We start from the raw sequence: 15,657 nt of genomic DNA, 5'->3' as shown, positions 1-15,657 counted from the left end.
GAGCAGGGTACATCAGTTGCCGATTGGATAAATTCACGTTCACGGATAACTGACACTGGGGAAATTGCTCGTGCCAGTACTGGAGATCACGGCAGGCGCGCAAGATCACCCAGTCCCCAATGGACAGAATCAATCCCGTTTCCTCCGCAAGGGAAATGAAACGATCGGGCAGGAGTAAGCCCTGAGTAGGATGCTGCCAGCGAATCAGGGCTTCAAAGCCGTAGAGAGAATTGTCCCTAAGGCGGTAAATGGGCTGATAAAAGAGGGTAAATTCGTCCCGCTCAACGGCTTGGCGCAACCCGATTTCTAGGGAGAGGCGATCGCGCGCCATCAAATGCATGTCTTCACTAAAAACTTGATAGCGATTCCCCCCCGCCAGCTTGGCACGATACATGGCAATATCGGCATTGCGCAAATAGTTTTCTGCCTTCTCAATGTGGGCCGATCGCGTGGCCACGCCAATACTAACCCTGAGCGCGATCGGCTGATCATTCACGACAAAGGGTTTATTCAATTCACTGTGAATGCGATCGCAAACCCCCAAAGCGTCATTGTTGTCACTAATGTCATCCAGCAAAATCACAAACTCATCGCCCCCAATACGAGCCACCGTGTCATCGGCGCGGACAATGCGGGTGAGACGATTGGCCAATTCAATCAAAATTAAGTCGCCACAACTGTGGCCAAGGCTGTCGTTAATGACCTTAAAGCGATCAATATCAATAAACAAAATTACAAACTTGTAATCGGAACGACGACGAGCATGGCGAGTCGCCTGTTCAATGCGGTCAAGGAGGAGCGTGCGATTGGCTAACCCCGTCAGCGAATCATGGAGGGCATCATAGAGCAACTGGGCTTCTGCAAGGTGATGTTCCGTCAAATCGGTCAAAGAACCCGCCATCCGTCTGGCATTGCCATAGGCATCCCGCAGCACCAGCCCCCGTGCCAAAGCCCAACGATAGGCCCCGTTGCGATGTTGAATGCGAAACTCTTGGTGGAAATGGGGGATTTGGCCGCGGATATGGAGCATTAAATTTAACTTCACCCGCTCCACATCTTGGGGGTGAATGCGCTTGAACCAATCATCAATGTGATTGCCAATTTCGTCATCCTGATAGCCGAGAATATTTTTCCAACGCGAGGAATAAAACGTCTCATTGGTGGTCAAATTCCAGTCCCAAATACCATCATTGATGCTACGGGTCAGCAGCGTATAGCGATCGCTGGTTTCCAGGAGCGCCGCCTGAGTTAACTTCACATCGGTAACGTTGTAGCCACAGATTAAACCTGCCCCGTTGGGAAAGCGCACAAAAGCCCAAATCATCTCTAAAACTTGACCATCGGCGCCATGGACAGGTACCTCCTGCCAACCATTGGGGGGATGAATCATCCAATAACGCATCTGCCGCTGGGTTTCTGGATCGGGAAAGCACTGACTCAAAAAATCCCCTGAGATCAAGTCCCCTGTATCCCAGCCCAACTGGGTCATCACCTCTTGGTTAAGGGAATGAATCTGCCCCTCATTGTCATAGAAGAGAATGAGCAGGGGTAAACGGGCACAAACATCCCGCAGTAAGTCATAGGGATCAGTACCTAGCGGAAAATCAAATCCATGGCCCGTTTGACCATTCACCATTGGCCACCTGAACTGAAAAAATAAAGATGAGTCATCCTGCTCCATGGAAATATCCTAGCTTAAGTGCTCAACAAACCAAAAACTGGCTCTCCTAGGCCGTAAGACTCCTAGGTCTCTTTGAAGTCTCTTTGAAAATCTTGATGCGCAGGCACAAAAATTTCTATCCTCTGCTGGCTAGCCGCTCATAGATACTAATCCCACGTGGGGTAGCGTGTATTTTAATCCCAAAATCCAAAAAATTTGCTGGCTAATTGCCTCATACTGTTCAGTAGAAAGTAGCTCTTTTTTCTGGTGCAAAACAATCAGTCTAGCCAACTGTTCCATGACTGTAGCCAATTGCTCCGCATCGGGATAAAGACTCTCAAGTACAGCATAGAGATCGGCTTCGGGATTAGCCACTAGCCCTGCTCCTTCATAGATGACAGGCTTAAGAAATGGCTGATACTGCCGCAACAACCGCCGCAGGTGGTAGATCATTGAGATCGACAGTGGGGAAGTCATAAGCTAGAACCTTACATCTTATCAGGCACAGCGAAATTGCCTATTACTCTCGTTGTGCTAGTAAAAATTAGACCATGAAAAAAAGGTCACCGTTGTTATTGAGAATACAAACTGCCCAAGTCACTTCAACTTTTTGCATCCTAAGATTGCCCTCAGGAGAGTAATTTTGTCAATGAATTAACTTTGATAGTTTGCCAATACTCATGTCCTAGGCAACCTCCCTCATTTTTGCCAAGGGAGTTTAGTATTGAAGGAGTACTGATTCTTCTTTTTTTACGGGATTTAAGTTTTAATTAATTTTTGTCTCGGTATTTTAATGCATATTGATTTAGTCATCTTTTTAATCTCGAAATCATTCATTAAGTGATCAATTTTGAGACATTGAACCGCATCTTGAAATTGACGATTATTCATTGATTTTCCCCAAAAAACTTGATTTTTGACACTCCATCCAAGGAACCACATCAGGCTAGAAAAGCATTTTCGCTTTAGAGACTGTCTGTAAATCATCCTAAAACTTGGACCACTGATTCTTCAAGGATTCGTAATCCCTTTTTTGCTTTTTAATAACTGATGGGTTGAATAATTAAGAACTATTTAATTTTCTTAATATTTCTTAGTAATTCCTGCCCCACCAAAACGACTTCGCCACAGGGAGACTTTGGCGCAGCAAATCCTCAGCAGCAAAGGATGCTGAGATGTTGATTTTTTTGATTTTCAATGAAAAATAAAGTTTTTAGCCTTTATGCTGTATCTATCGCAAGTGATTTTGTTTTTTTAAGGAATCCTAGTGTACAAAAAAGCCGACGATCAGCAGCGGCATAAAGAGACTCAGGGCAACAATGAGCAGTAAATTTTCGGGTTCGACGTTAATGATCGTGGGTTGATTGCGTTTCTTTTGGGGGTTTGGATTGGTCATGGCAGGATACCCAAGGAATACCCCTAGCCTAGCAAACGCTGTCGCAGTCCTAGCAAAGGTTAATGAGTGAAAAGAATCGGCTATGATACTCTACAGGTGCCTGAATCCGTGGGATCCCTATGCAGTGTCCCTATTGCCACCATACAGATAGTCGTGTTCTAGAGTCTCGATCGGCAGAAGGGGGGCAAAGTATTCGGCGACGGCGGGAGTGCCTAGCCTGTGGTCGTCGTTTCACCACCTATGAGCGGATTGAGTTTGTGCCCATTACGGTCATTAAGCGCAACGGCGATCGCGAGTCCTTTGATCGCTCGAAATTGCTGCGGGGCATTATGACCGCCTGTGGTAAAACCAACATTCCCCAACAAAAAATTGAAGCCCTTGTGGATGATATTGAGGCGGATTTGCAGTTGCGATCGCGCCGCGAAGTTACCAGCACCGAATTGGGGGAAGCAGCCCTACAACGATTGCGCCACCTGAGTGAAGTGGCCTATGTCCGCTTTGCTTCGGTCTATCGCCAGTTCCAGGGCATTAGTGATTTTGTTGCTGAACTTGCCCATCTCCAAGAGACTTCTGACTCGCCAGAGCTGCTGACAGCCTCCCAGCCTTAGTGCTGCTTCATCGGTAAATCGGCATTAATTGTATCAATGAGCCTTTGCTCTTCGTCATTGATCTGGTCAATGTAGTGGTCAAATATTTCCGCTAAACGTGGCTCATAGAAACGGTGCAGGCTGTAGTTGGGAGTTGCTGGAAAGCCGCGCCGCTTTTTATGGCGTCCACCGGCGCCGGGATCAAAGCGCTGAATTCCTTGGGCGATCGCCCACTCAATGGGTTCGTAGTAGCAGGCACTAAAGTGCAGGCAATCAATTTCACGGGTACAGCCCCAATAGCGACCGTAGAGATGGGTTCCCTTGGTAATGCAAAAGGACATGGCAATGGGACGCTGACTGCCGTTGTTGGGATAGGCGGCAAAAAGAACCACTCGATGGCGATAGCGATCGCTCAGGCCTTCAAAAAACTGCCGCGTCAGATACTTGCTGCCCCACCAGCCAAATTTGTCGCAAGTATCGGCATAGAAATCGTACATCTGTTGCAACAGGCTACGGCTGACCTCATGCCCCTGATGAACCCGAAACGTGAGATCTGCTTGAGCCACGGCCTTGCGTTCTCGCTTGATGTTGCGGCGTTGATTGGCATTGAAGTCCGCTAGGTAGTCGTCGAAGGTCTGATAGTTGCGATTTTGCCAGATGTAACTGTGGTGGAGCCAAGCCCGATAGCCGTAGGCCTCGGCAGCGGGTTGCCATTGGGGATCGACATAGAGAAAGTGGCAACTGGAAAAGCGGTGGCGCTGACAAAGGCGATCAATTTCATGGAGCATCACCTTGGTCATCATGGCCACATCCACCCCCTCTACCATGAGAAAGCGATAGCCCACCGCCGGTGTAAAGGGCGCCATCCCCAGCAGCTTTGGATAATAGCGAATCCCCAACCGCGCGGCTAAATCTGCCCACTGGTGATCAAAGACAAATTCCCCTTGACTGTGACCTTTGATATACAGAGGCGCTGCGGCCACCAGTTCCCGCTGACCCTGGCGATCGCGCCAAACTAGCAAATGCTGGGGGAGCCAACCTGTTTGGGGCGTTGCACTGCCGGAGGCTTCAATTTGATGCAGCCATTCCCATTCCAAAAAGGGGGTTTCTAGGGGCAACGCCAGGGCATCCCACTGGTCTTGGGGAACGCTGGCGATCGCATTCACCCACTGAATGGTTAGCTCTGGTGCCAGTGCCGCTGCAAACTCTACCATGTTTCTCAGGGAAACTGCTTCTGTGTTGTACTATAGCAAGCCCCCTAGAGAAAGATACTGCCATCGGGCATCAGTGCCTGCTCCAAGCAAGCCTCCAGCAACAGAGCACTACTGAGATCAGCACGCATTAGGTTGGCTTGGCGCAAATTGGCACCCTTGAGATTCGTGCGGGCGAGGTAGGCATCAATCAGACGAGCTTCCTGCAAATCGGCCCCCGTCAAATCCGTACGCCGCAAATCCGCTTTGTTCAAAACCGCTGCCTGCAAATTCACCCCTTGAGCTTGGGCATCATCGAGCCGCGCCTCTGAGAGAATTGCCTGACTCAAATCCGCTTGATTGAGAATTGCTCCCCGCAAATCCGCTTGGACGAGCCGTGACTGCCGCAAATTGCTCCCCACCAAATTTGCCTTGTAGAGAATGGCACGGGTGAGAATCGCCCCTTGAAGATTGGTATTTTCCAAGTTTGCTTGGACAAGGTTGGCAGCATTAAGGTTGGCTTCCTTGAGATTGGCCCCCTTGAGGTTCACCCGCGATAGATCTGTCCCTGCCAAATTTGTTCCTTGGAGATCCACCTGGTGCAGATCCGCCCCCACCAGACTTGCCCCCTCCTGATAGTTCTCTTTGCGAAAGTTGGCACTGCGCAAACAGGAACCCGCCAAAACCGTATGGCTTAAACTGACCTGTCGCAAATCACTACTCAGGAAGTTACAGTCGCGAAAAGCCGCTAACGTGAGATCTGCTCCTTGGAAATTGGCGCGATCGAAGATGCAACCATGACATTGAGCATCGCGAAAATGACTGTCATTAAAAATCGCTTGGGTAAAGTTGCATCCCTCCAACCGTGCACCCGTGAACAGGGCATCGCTAAAGTCGGCACGGCCAAAATGACAAAACCGAAAATATACCCCCTGTAAACTTGCACCGCGCAGATCAATGCCGATGAAATCGGCGTTCACAAGACTAATGCCCGCCAAATTCACACTTTGAAAGTTGGTTTGGCCCTCGGCATAGCGAGCGAGAAACTCTTCGGCTTGCATCGTCAGTCTATAGTAGGGAGCACCACTTCGTTTCTAAAAAATGCCGATCGCTAACATTGCCGCCAGCCGCCATGCTGAAGGCCGTAGTGTTCCAGAATCTCCTCATATCGTGCTTGAGTACTGGGGTCAAGCGTGGGGGGCACAGCCACGGCAATGCCCTCAATTTGACTCAATTCGTAGTCAAAGTGGGAACAGGTTTGGGGCAACAGCCGCACAGAAACCCCATCGAGTAACTGCAAGTGGGCAGCCAGCTCACGATAGACGGCCAGCGGCATTCGGGAATTGTAGTACACACGTTCACTCATGGGGCTGGGTAGGGGGGGTGGGCAGAGCACAACAATTCACATCATTCAAGCACACTTTACCCCACGCTAACGCCCAGCGCACAAGTGCCACCCGATTCTCTGATTTTGTTTTCGTGAGAATATTACTGATGTGGTTATCTACCGTGCGCTTGCTGATGTCTAGTTTGGCAGCAATATCTTGGTTGGTTAGCCCTGCGGCCACAAGCTCCAGCACCTGTAGCTCACGCTCCGACAGCAGTGAATATTCCAACCGATCGTCTGGCGGTATAGACATCCCTAAATCCGTATAATTACTTAGAAGCCTAGTATTAATTGTAATTGTAGTTGACGACTTCTCTCCTTGCTGCTCTTTTAGCCCAAAACCACACAATTCCCTTGCACACACCCGGTCATCAACGGGGTCGAGGCATGGAGCCGCTGTTGCGTGCCCTTTGGGGAAGGGCCTTAGCCCAAGACTTGAGTGAGTTGCCCGGCCTTGATAATTTGGCTCAACCCACAGGGGTGCTGGCAGAGGCACAGGCGGCAGTGGCGGCGACAGTGGGGAGCGATCGCGCGTGGTTTCTCGTAAATGGTGCAACCGGTGGCCTTTTGGCCGCCCTTTTGGCAACAGTTGGCCCTGGCGATCGCGTTCTCGTGGGTCGCAATGTCCACCGCTCAGTGATTGCGGGACTGGTGTTAGCGGGGGCAAAGCCTGTTTATTTGGGAGTTGGGGTTGATCCGCAGTGGGGGCTGCCATTACCAGTCACTCGTGATGTGGTTTCTGCTGGCTTGGCCGCCTATCCCGATACGAAGGCCGTGGTGCTTGTCAGTCCCACCTATGAAGGCCTCTGCTCGCCCTTGCTAGAGATTGCCGAGTCTGTCCATAATCACGGTGTGCCGCTCATTGTCGATGAAGCCCACGGCAGCCATTTTGCCTATCATCCAGCCTTTCCCGTTACCGCTTTGGCCGCAGGCGCGGATGTGGTGGTGCAGTCGTGGCACAAAACCCTCGGAACGTTAACCCAAACGGCAGTGCTGCACCTGAAGGGAGAGCGGGTGTCTGCTGAACGCTTGAGCCAGGCCCTAAACCTTGTGCAAACCACCAGTCCTAGCTATTGGTTGCTGGCAGCCCTTGAGCGAGCAGGCGCTCAAATGACTCAGCAGGGAGAGCAAATCTACGGGCGACTTCTCCAGTGGATCCAGACCTCTGAATGGCCTCTGCCGCGATGGCAGCCCACGGGTATCCCTCAGGATCCGCTGCGATTGACCCTAGGGACTTGGCCGATAGGTCTGACGGGGTTTGCCCTCGATGAGCTTCTGCAACCGCAGATCATTGCTGAATTTCCCAGTGGGCGATCGCTGACCTTTTGCCTTGGCCTTGGTACGACGCCAACAATGCTAGAAACCTTGACCGATCGCCTGAAAAGTGTTTACACCCAATACCGCCACAATGCCCCTCTGCCACCCCTGGCCATCCCATCAATCCCCAACTTCAAAGAACCGGTACTCTCACCACGGGAGGCCTACTTTTGTCCACAGAGAGCGGTTCCCCTGAGGGCGGCCCTCAATGAGATTAGTGCCGAAACAATCGCCCCCTACCCACCCGGGATTCCCACTGTCATCGCTGGCGAACGATTCACTGAATCAGTGATTGCAACGTTGCAAACCCTCCAAGAAGTCGGGGCAGAGATTGTGGGGGCCACCGATCCGACGCTGCACACCCTAAGAGTTTGTAAGGTCTAGTCCTCCCAGTCCTCCTCTTCCAGCAAATGGGTCACCAAATGCTGCTCCAAGAGGGGTTGCAGGTGTTGAAAGTCTTGGGGCGAAAGCAGTTCAGGCTCTTGACCAGGGACCAGGCGAGCCACATAAAGGGTGGGACTCAGGGGCGTATAAACACTGTATTCCCGTGTCCCATAAAAGAAGCTACTACCGAGGGGTTGATACTCCTCGATGCCATCATCGGCTTCCACCTCAACCATGAGAATTTCATCTTCGTCTAGGTCTGGCAGTTCGCCTTCTACGGTGAGGGTGAGTGCGGTGCGCTTGAGGGTGAGGTTTTGTTCTTCAAGGATGGCACAGGCTGTATCAAAGACCGCATCAATTTCCTCCTCCTCTAGGGGCACCAAGGTTTCTTCCTCGTCGTTTTCAGCCACGACCGCAAAAATTTCTACGGGGTAGTCCACCGGGCGCAGCAGTGCATAGGTTTCCCCTTGCACATTCAGACGAAACTCAATGTAGCAGTCAAGGAAGCGACCCTCATCGTCGTAGAGGCGAAGCTGCTCCATTTCCTCTGCGAAGTCTTCCTCTTCCCAAGGCTGCTCATTACTGTTTTGCTGGTTTTGATAGTTTGAGCCCATGCTGCTTCGGTAAAAAGATTCCTATGGCATTGGAGCATACCACGCAGCGGGTCGTCGTGGGTCATTCCCGGTGGCAACCTTAGCTACTTCTTCTCCAAGAAATTAAAATCAAGGGGAATCCAAAGCTGCAAATAGCGCTGCAACCACCTGTGCTGCCTTCCGATCAAGCTTGTGCCAGTCCACTTCCCCGGCAGGATCAAAAAGACTGAGGTCAGCTTGCACCTCCCCCACCTGAAAGTCATGGATACCGCTGTAGACGAGTTCTGGGGTGTACTGCTGAAAACAAATTTGGTAGCAAAGCTCCCACAGATTCACCCGCTGCTGGCGATCGCCCTGACGTAAATGCAGCCAATAGAGAATTTGGGGTTCGGCCTCACCACAGGGAATCTCGACGGTTTCATAGGTGCCCTGCCAAGGGGAAGTTTCTAGCGATCGCCGCAGCTGATCAAGGAGTCGAATCAGGGCCGGTTGCATCAGTTGAGCCGCCGCATACCAAGGGTGGTCAGTAGGTAGGGACATCGCATCACGCGAGGGGTTTTTTGACATTGTAGGCCTCATGGGAGAGGACACTGCGGGGTTCAATGCGATCGCCGGTGTCGTAGCAGACGAGGCGATAGTGATAATTCAGGGGAATGCTAATCACCTGGCGATCGTGATTGAGACGCTTCCCCTTAAATTGACGGTAGTCAGCTCCTGCAAGGAGTTGGGCAATCACTTGGCGCGCTTTAAGGACAATCTCCTTGGGCAATCCCCTTAGATCCACCACATCGCTGGCAAAGGAGGCCTGCCATTCCTGTCGCGCTAGGCGGGCCTTTTCCCGTTGGGCTGCCTCTAGAGCTTTAGCTTGGGCTAACTGGGCGCAGCGATGACACACTTGACCATACCCGTAATGGCCGCAGGGAAATCGTTTCCGACGACGTGGCATAGGGTCTTTACCAAAGGAGAAAATAGGGCAGAGAGGTATAACCCTCCACCCTGGGCATCTATTGATATTTTCCGTCTAAAGGCGTACCACTGGCACTTAGCTGAGAAGGGCATTGGCTTTGGCCACCACATTGTCCACAGTGAAGCCAAATTTCTCCATGAGGACGTTACCAGGAGCCGAGGCACCAAAGCGCTCGATTGATACCGTTGCATCGGCATAGCGGCACCAACCAAAACTAGAAGCCGCCTCCACAGCAAGGCGTTTTACCCCCGCCGGCAGCACACTGGCTTTGTACTCAGGGGATTGCTCCTCAAAGAGTTCCCAAGAGGGCATGGACACCACCCGCACCTTTTTGCCATTGGCGGTCAGGGTTTCAGCGGCCTTGACACAGAGGGAGACCTCTGAACCTGTTCCAATCAGGATCAAGTCGGGGGTACCTTCACAATCCACAAGGGTATAGGCACCTTTGGCGACATTCGCCGCAGAGCTACCGGCCAAGTTGGGCACATTTTGGCGGGTCAGGGCCAGTAGGGTGGGCTGTTTGCGCCGTTGGACGGCCACTTGGTAAGCCCCCGAGGTTTCATTGCCATCGGCCGGCCGGATCACCAGTAGGTTGGGAATGGCACGCAGGGAGGCCAAGGTTTCCACAGGTTGGTGAGTAGGCCCATCTTCCCCAAGGGCAATGGAGTCGTGGGTCATCACATAGATGACACCCGCTTGGGAGAGCGCGGAGAGGCGCAGGGCAGGCCGCAGGTAATCAGCAAAGACTAAGAAGGTAGCGCAGTAGGGAATCAAGCCGGAATTGTGGAGAGCAATGCCGTTGCAAATAGCGGCCATGCCGTGTTCACGGACGCCAAAGCGAATGTTGCGATTGTGGTACTGACCTTTTTGGAAGTCACCGGAACACTTCAGTTCAGTGAGGTTGGAGTGGGTCAGGTCCGCAGAACCGCCAATGAGTTCTGGCAGGTTAGGGGCAATCGCGTTCAGGCAAATTTCCGAATGCTTGCGGGTAGCCACGGCCTTATCCGCAGGCGTGTAACTGGGGAGATTGGCATCCCAGTTGGCGGGCAATTCACCCCGTAGCAGCCGTTCAAATTCGGCGGCCTCCTCAGGATATTTCTGGCGGTAGGTGGCCAGGGTTTGGTTCCACTCTGCTTCATAGCTGGCACCGCGCTCAATGGCTTTGCGGAAGTGGCTCAGAACTTCCTCGGGGACGACAAAGGGTTCATAGTTCCAGCCAAGGTTTTCACGGGTAAGCTTGACCTCCTCAGGGCCGAGAGCAGCACCGTGCACACCGGCAGTGTTGGCTTTGTTGGGGGAACCGTAGCCAATGGTGGTGGTGACTTTAATGAGTGACGGTTTATCGGTTACGGCCTTAGCAGCTTCAATGGCCTTGGCAATGCCGGCAAGATCTGTATTGCCATCGGCAACGTGCTGCACGTGCCAACCGTAGGCTTCAAAACGCTTGCAAACATCCTCTGTAAAGGCAATGTCGGTGGAGCCGTCAATAGAAATGTGGTTATCGTCGTAGAGGGCAATGAGTTTACCCAAGCCCCAGTGACCAGCAAGGGAGCAGGCTTCTCCGGAGACCCCCTCCATATTGCAGCCATCCCCAAGGATGACGTAGGTGTAGTGATCTACCAGTTTGATGTCGGGCTTGTTGAAGCGGGCGGCCAGATGGGCTTCAGCCACCGCTAAGCCAACGGCGTTACAAATCCCTTGACCGAGGGGACCTGTGGTCACCTCCACACCGGGGGTTTCAAAGTTTTCGGGGTGACCGGGCGTGCGCGACCCCCACTGGCGGAACTGTTTAATATCCTCAATGGTAACGCTGTCATAGCCTGTGAGGTAGAGCAGGGCATACTGCAACATACAGCCATGACCCGCCGACAGGACAAAGCGATCGCGATTGAACCACTGCGGATTTTTGGGGTTAAACCGCATGAACTGGTTCCAGAGCACATAGGCCATGGGAGCCGCCCCCATGGGCAGGCCGGGGTGCCCAGAGTTGGCCTTTTGTACCGCATCGATCGCCAGGAAACGGATCGCATTAATACAGAGTTCATCAAGGGATTGAGTAACCGCAGGCATTGCTTTCTCTCTCTAATCTCTAATTAGGTTTGCAGCAGACAGTTAAAGGTCGGGAGTAAACTTGCGGAAGGCCAACGTGACGTTGTGCCCACCAAAGCCAAAGGAGTTGGACAAAGCCACCGTCACCGGACAGGCCCGGCTCTGATGGGGAACATAGTCCAGATCGCAGGCGGGATCCGGTTGCTCCAAGTTAATTGTAGGGGGGATGCGATCGTGGGCTATGGCCATTACCGTGGCGATCGCCTCGATACCCCCTGACCCCCCCAGCAGGTGCCCTGTCATGGATTTTGTCGAACTCACGGCAACGCGACGCGCATTTTCTTCGCCAAGGGCACGTTTAATGGCGGCGGTTTCCGTACTGTCGTTGGCGGGGGTACTGGTACCGTGGGCGTTGATATAGCTCACCTGATCCGGGGCAATCTCCGCATCCTTGAGGCAAGCTTCAATGGCACGGGCAGCCCCTTCTCCCCCCGGTGAGGGAGCAGTCATGTGGTAGGCATCACAGGTCAAGCCGTAGCCCACCATTTCCGCATAGATGCGTGCTCCCCGGGCAAGGGCAAATTCCAATTCTTCCAGGATCAAGATGCCGGCCCCTTCCCCAAGGACAAAGCCATCGCGGTGGAGGTCAAAGGGGCGGCTGGCATGGTGGGGATCATCATTGCGGGTAGAAAGGGCGCGAGCTGCCGCAAAACCTGCCACCGATAGGGGCGTAATCGCCGCCTCTGTACCCCCACAGATCATCGCCTTGGCGTAACCGTGTTGCACCATGCGGAAGGCATCGCCAATGGCATTGGAACCTGCTGCACAGGCGGTTACCGAACAGGAATTGGGGCCCTTGGCACCGGTGTGAATGGCGGTGAGTCCTGCGGCCATATTGGCAATCATCATCGGGATCATAAACGGACTACAGCGATCGGGCCCCCTCGTGAGATAGACCTCCTGCTGATCCTCCATTACCTTTAGACCACCCACACCCGTACCAATAATGATGCCAATGTCAGTGGCATTGCCCTCGTCAATTGTCAATTGGGCATCCGCAAGGGCTTGCTTACTGGCAGCCACGGCAAATTGAGCAAAGCGATCCATGCGCTTGGCATCTTTGCGATCCATGTAGAGGGTGGGATCAAAGCCACGCACCTCAGCCGCAATGCGGCAGTCATGACGACTGGCATCAAAAGCCGTGATGTAATCAATGCCGTTGCGACCGGCCATTAACCCTTCCCAATACTCCGCAAGGGTGTTGCCGAGGGGGGTAATTGCCCCCATCCCCGTGACAACGACCCGTTTTTGATGCGCCTTTGCCATGGATCTATGCAGCTACCTTATTGTTGATAAAGTCAAGGACATCTTGGACGGTTTTGAGTTTTTCTGCCTCTTCATCGGGAATTTCCACACCAAACTCTTCCTCAAGGGCCATGATCAACTCCACGGAGTCAAGGGAGTCAGCGTTGAGGTCTTCGGCAAAACTGGCTTCGGGTACAACTTTTTCTGCATCAACACTGAGTTGATCGGCAACAATGGCTTTTACTTTTTCAAGAATTTCAGATTGATTCATAGATGCCTTAACTGGATGGACAACGACTGAGAACAGTAATTCATGCGGGCGATCGCCATTCCTCAAATCTAGGATGTTTCGTGCCCAGAATCAACGCGCCCTAATTATAGGACAGATTGGGGATCCCCTAAGTACTCCTGCAACTGTGATAAGCTACAGTTTGAATACTTGAGACCAACAACGCCACATCCACCGTTGCCCTCTCTTCACCGAGTTGCCGATGCATTTTACGATTGCCAGTCTACTTGCCAACTTTAGCGAAGATAAATTTGTTGCCCCCAAGGTTCTCGAAAAAAAACTCGGCTGTGACGATCCTGAGAGCCAGCGAGAACTGGAAATTGCCCTTGATGCCCTAGAACGCATTGGCCTGCTCATCAAAGAACGGGGCAAGTATCGCCGTGCCAGTGATGATGGATTGATTGAAGGGCGGCTGCGCTGCTCGAGCAAGGGCTTTTGCTTTGCCATTCAAGATACCGAGGGTGCGGAAGATATTTTTGTACGCGAGCATCAACTCAGTACTGCTTGGAATGGCGATCGCGTGCTGGTGCGGGTCACCCGTGAAGGCCGCCGCAAGAAATCTCCAGAGGGGGAAGTGAAACTCATCCTTGAGCGAGGAAATCCCTCGGTGATTGCTCGGGTTAAACAGACAGAAGATGGGTTTCGTGGGACGCCCCTCGACGATCGCCTGCTCTTTGAAATTGCCCTTGAGCCAAATGACCTTGTGCCCGATCTATCGACGGTGGTGGATCAGCTGGTGCATGTAAACATTCGCCGCTATCCTTTGGGGGGCTACCTGCCCACGGGGGAAATTGCCCAGATCCTAGGGAGCGATGCCCAATCGGCACCTGTCCTTGACTTGGTTTGCTGCAAACACAACCTTGTCCGCCAATTTAATCCAGCCCTGCGCACAGCAGCCGCCACCTTGAATGCCCAGTTGGAGACCTTGGACCTCAGCGATCGCCAAGACTTGCGGGAGCTGGTCACCATTACCTTAGTCGCCCCCGGCCAAGAGCCCCAAGTGGCCTTTTCCCTCGATGCTCTTGGGCAAGATCTCTGGAAGTTGGGGATTCACATTAGCGATGTGGGGGGATTACTTCCCCAGGATGAACTGCTGGATCGCACGGCTCGCCGTCAGGGCATGGGCCTGGCAACGCCTGAACTCAGTTTGCCCCTATTGCCGCAGGAATTGGAGAGGCTGCGCTTACTGCCGGGGGGCGATCGCGCTGCCATTTCGCTGCTGATTGAAATCAACACCGCCGGCGAAGTTCAGTCCTACAGGATTTACCGCAGTTGTATCCGCATTGATGCCTGTGTCACCAGTGAACAAGTGGCGGCTACCCTTGCCCTAGGAGACAGTTCTGGGGATTGGTTGCGCGCTTTAATTCACCTCGCCAATGCCGTGAGCGAGCGGCGACAGGCACGGGGGAGTATTGAAGTGACCCCAGCGGCGGCCCTGAGCCTTGCCTATGCCGATGAGGGCCTTGCCCCCGCCATTTTCCTACCAAAGGTGACCCCTTGGACCAGCTTGGTTATTCTTGCCAATGAACTCCTTGGCCGTCATTTGGCGAAGTTGGGGGTACCGGCCCTCTATCGCACGCAACCTGTACCCGAACTTTATGCGGTGCAGGATTTTCTCAAGCTGTGCCAAAATTTGAACTTGCCCTTGAGCCTAGACAATCCCTCCCAGGTCACGTCCCGCGACTATCAGCGGTTTATGGCGCAATTGGCCCCTTCGGATCTGGCAGCTGTGTTGCAGGAACTCTTGCTCGATAAACTCAAACCCGCCAGTGATTCCCCTATGGCGCTGAATCACTTTAGTTTGGCCACTGGAGAGGGCTATGCCCATTTCTGCTCGCCGTTGCAACGCTACACCGATATTGCCAATCAGCGCATTTTACACATTCTCCTGACACAAGGGCGCGATCGCCGCGGGCCACGGGCAAAAGAGCGCGTCAATCTTGGCGAGTCCAGTTGCTTGGAGCAGGTGAATTGGACAGTTTTCACCACCGACATTCAGCGGGAAGTAGACACGCTCGTTAACGAATTAGCCCCCCACCTCCAAGAGCGGGAGCGGCAAACCTACATGGCTTGGAAGGATTTAGTAGGGCTGCAACGGGTGCGCCAAGTCCAAGCCTGTATCGGCGAAGTGCGTCCTGGCATTATTACGGGCGTGCAGTCCTATGGCTTCTTTGTGGAACTGCTTGATTTTAATGTGGAGGGCCTAGTCCACGTCAGTTCCCTCAAGGATGACTGGTATGAATACCGCGCCTATGCCCAAACTTTGACGGGTCGGCGTAATCGCCTGCGTTACCGCTTGGGCGATCGCGTTGAAGTGCTGATTAAAAATGTGGATTCCTACCGCCAGCAGGTGGACTTAACAGTCATTAGTGGCGGCTCCCAAGCAACCGAAGAAGATCTCAACGACAGCAGTGACGGCGGGGAAACCCTCACCCCTCCTGAGGATGACGCCACTGAGAATCTGTAAACCAAGAGTTGATGTTTTGCAGGGAGTAGGCGGCGCTTGAACATCGTTTATTTTGGCACACCGGAG

General features: G+C 52.8%; 16 protein-coding genes. 3 read left to right on the top strand and 13 right to left on the bottom strand.

Annotation, left to right across the window (positions count from 1 at the left end; genetic code table 11):
• From H8Q75_RS08410 to H8Q75_RS08400, 3 genes are all read right to left on the bottom strand, one after another.
• Window positions 1–1,636 (bottom strand): sensor domain-containing diguanylate cyclase (locus H8Q75_RS08410; protein WP_297041128.1); only part of this gene is annotated, 1,636 nt, incomplete at its 3' end.
• 174 nt (window positions 1,637–1,810) lie between these two features.
• A complete protein-coding gene (locus tag H8Q75_RS08405) occupies window positions 1,811–2,137 on the bottom strand; it encodes a hypothetical protein (RefSeq protein ID WP_051372803.1) in 327 nt (108 codons plus the stop codon).
• Window positions 2,138–2,924: 787 nt separating this feature from the next.
• Window positions 2,925–3,056, bottom strand: coding sequence for a hypothetical protein (locus H8Q75_RS08400; RefSeq protein ID WP_255325213.1), 132 nt, complete (start codon window positions 3,054–3,056; stop codon window positions 2,925–2,927).
• Between the two features lie 119 nt (window positions 3,057–3,175).
• Between H8Q75_RS08400 and nrdR the strand changes: the two genes are divergently transcribed.
• The gene (gene nrdR, locus H8Q75_RS08395; RefSeq protein ID WP_024124897.1) at window positions 3,176–3,664 is read left to right on the top strand and encodes a transcriptional regulator NrdR; all 489 of its coding nucleotides are present in this window, start codon (window positions 3,176–3,178) and stop codon (window positions 3,662–3,664) included.
• Here nrdR and H8Q75_RS08390 read toward each other — a convergent pair.
• The 4 genes from H8Q75_RS08390 to H8Q75_RS08375 are packed head-to-tail and all read right to left on the bottom strand — an operon-like array spanning window position 3,661 to window position 6,473.
• Complete coding sequence (locus H8Q75_RS08390; RefSeq protein ID WP_024124898.1) at window positions 3,661–4,857, bottom strand: GNAT family N-acetyltransferase; 1,197 nt, start codon at window positions 4,855–4,857, stop codon at window positions 3,661–3,663. The genes nrdR and H8Q75_RS08390 overlap by 4 nt on opposite strands.
• Before the next feature lie 44 nt (window positions 4,858–4,901).
• Complete coding sequence (locus H8Q75_RS08385) at window positions 4,902–5,894, bottom strand: pentapeptide repeat-containing protein (protein ID WP_024124899.1); 993 nt, start codon at window positions 5,892–5,894, stop codon at window positions 4,902–4,904.
• Between the two features lie 50 nt (window positions 5,895–5,944).
• A complete protein-coding gene (locus tag H8Q75_RS08380; RefSeq protein ID WP_024124900.1) occupies window positions 5,945–6,199 on the bottom strand; it encodes a hypothetical protein in 255 nt (84 codons plus the stop codon).
• Window positions 6,192–6,473 (bottom strand): helix-turn-helix transcriptional regulator, encoded by a 282-nt coding sequence (locus H8Q75_RS08375; protein WP_024124901.1) that lies wholly within the window; start codon window positions 6,471–6,473, stop codon window positions 6,192–6,194. Before H8Q75_RS08375 ends, H8Q75_RS08380 begins: the two co-directional genes overlap by 8 nt.
• A gap of 50 nt (window positions 6,474–6,523) precedes the next feature.
• Here H8Q75_RS08375 and H8Q75_RS08370 point away from each other — a divergent pair, with 50 nt between their 5' ends.
• Complete coding sequence (locus H8Q75_RS08370; RefSeq protein ID WP_297041127.1) at window positions 6,524–7,921, top strand: aminotransferase class I/II-fold pyridoxal phosphate-dependent enzyme; 1,398 nt, start codon at window positions 6,524–6,526, stop codon at window positions 7,919–7,921.
• Here the strand turns inward: H8Q75_RS08370 and H8Q75_RS08365 are convergent.
• The 6 genes from H8Q75_RS08365 to acpP all read right to left on the bottom strand — a co-directional run bounded on the left by H8Q75_RS08365 (window position 7,918) and on the right by acpP (window position 13,106).
• The gene (locus tag H8Q75_RS08365) at window positions 7,918–8,535 is read right to left on the bottom strand and encodes a DUF3727 domain-containing protein (protein WP_297041126.1); all 618 of its coding nucleotides are present in this window, start codon (window positions 8,533–8,535) and stop codon (window positions 7,918–7,920) included. The two genes, H8Q75_RS08370 and H8Q75_RS08365, sit on opposite strands and share 4 nt — an antisense overlap.
• A gap of 108 nt (window positions 8,536–8,643) precedes the next feature.
• Complete coding sequence (locus H8Q75_RS08360) at window positions 8,644–9,054, bottom strand: hypothetical protein (RefSeq protein WP_297041125.1); 411 nt, start codon at window positions 9,052–9,054, stop codon at window positions 8,644–8,646.
• Window positions 9,055–9,058: 4 nt separating this feature from the next.
• Window positions 9,059–9,460, bottom strand: coding sequence for a hypothetical protein (locus H8Q75_RS08355; protein WP_041429107.1), 402 nt, complete (start codon window positions 9,458–9,460; stop codon window positions 9,059–9,061).
• Window positions 9,461–9,556: 96 nt separating this feature from the next.
• Window positions 9,557–11,551 (bottom strand): transketolase, encoded by a 1,995-nt coding sequence (gene tkt / locus H8Q75_RS08350; RefSeq protein WP_024124906.1) that lies wholly within the window; start codon window positions 11,549–11,551, stop codon window positions 9,557–9,559.
• A gap of 42 nt (window positions 11,552–11,593) precedes the next feature.
• The gene (fabF, locus tag H8Q75_RS08345; RefSeq protein WP_024124907.1) at window positions 11,594–12,856 is read right to left on the bottom strand and encodes a beta-ketoacyl-ACP synthase II; all 1,263 of its coding nucleotides are present in this window, start codon (window positions 12,854–12,856) and stop codon (window positions 11,594–11,596) included.
• A gap of 4 nt (window positions 12,857–12,860) precedes the next feature.
• A complete protein-coding gene (gene acpP / locus H8Q75_RS08340) occupies window positions 12,861–13,106 on the bottom strand; it encodes an acyl carrier protein (protein WP_024124908.1) in 246 nt (81 codons plus the stop codon).
• Between the two features lie 220 nt (window positions 13,107–13,326).
• Between acpP and H8Q75_RS08335 the strand changes: the two genes are divergently transcribed.
• A complete protein-coding gene (locus H8Q75_RS08335) occupies window positions 13,327–15,591 on the top strand; it encodes a ribonuclease R family protein (RefSeq protein ID WP_297041124.1) in 2,265 nt (754 codons plus the stop codon).
• Window positions 15,592–15,657 lie beyond the last annotated feature (66 nt).

The sequence above is a fragment of the Thermosynechococcus sp. OHK43 genome (genome assembly GCF_014466085.1).
Taxonomy (GTDB): domain Bacteria; phylum Cyanobacteriota; class Cyanobacteriia; order Thermosynechococcales; family Thermosynechococcaceae; genus Thermosynechococcus.
This window is presented reverse-complemented; position numbering and strand designations above follow the sequence as displayed.

Excerpts from the sequence above, each read along its gene's own strand:
- H8Q75_RS08375 (WP_024124901.1), bottom strand. The coding sequence starts at position 6,473 with ATGTCTATACCGCCAGACGATCGGTTGGAATATTCACTGCTGTCGGAG.
- H8Q75_RS08390 (WP_024124898.1), bottom strand. The coding sequence starts at position 4,857 with ATGGTAGAGTTTGCAGCGGCACTGGCACCAGAGCTAACCATTCAGTGG.
- tkt (WP_024124906.1), bottom strand. The coding sequence starts at position 11,551 with ATGCCTGCGGTTACTCAATCCCTTGATGAACTCTGTATTAATGCGATC.
- H8Q75_RS08380 (WP_024124900.1), bottom strand. The coding sequence starts at position 6,199 with ATGAGTGAACGTGTGTACTACAATTCCCGAATGCCGCTGGCCGTCTAT.
- H8Q75_RS08365 (WP_297041126.1), bottom strand. The coding sequence starts at position 8,535 with ATGGGCTCAAACTATCAAAACCAGCAAAACAGTAATGAGCAGCCTTGG.
- H8Q75_RS08405 (WP_051372803.1), bottom strand. The coding sequence starts at position 2,137 with ATGACTTCCCCACTGTCGATCTCAATGATCTACCACCTGCGGCGGTTG.
- nrdR (WP_024124897.1), top strand. The coding sequence starts at position 3,176 with ATGCAGTGTCCCTATTGCCACCATACAGATAGTCGTGTTCTAGAGTCT.
- fabF (WP_024124907.1), bottom strand. The coding sequence starts at position 12,856 with ATGGCAAAGGCGCATCAAAAACGGGTCGTTGTCACGGGGATGGGGGCA.
- H8Q75_RS08400 (WP_255325213.1), bottom strand. The coding sequence starts at position 3,056 with ATGACCAATCCAAACCCCCAAAAGAAACGCAATCAACCCACGATCATT.
- H8Q75_RS08335 (WP_297041124.1), top strand. The coding sequence starts at position 13,327 with ATGCATTTTACGATTGCCAGTCTACTTGCCAACTTTAGCGAAGATAAA.
- H8Q75_RS08360 (WP_297041125.1), bottom strand. The coding sequence starts at position 9,054 with ATGTCCCTACCTACTGACCACCCTTGGTATGCGGCGGCTCAACTGATG.
- H8Q75_RS08355 (WP_041429107.1), bottom strand. The coding sequence starts at position 9,460 with ATGCCACGTCGTCGGAAACGATTTCCCTGCGGCCATTACGGGTATGGT.
- H8Q75_RS08385 (WP_024124899.1), bottom strand. The coding sequence starts at position 5,894 with ATGCAAGCCGAAGAGTTTCTCGCTCGCTATGCCGAGGGCCAAACCAAC.
- acpP (WP_024124908.1), bottom strand. The coding sequence starts at position 13,106 with ATGAATCAATCTGAAATTCTTGAAAAAGTAAAAGCCATTGTTGCCGAT.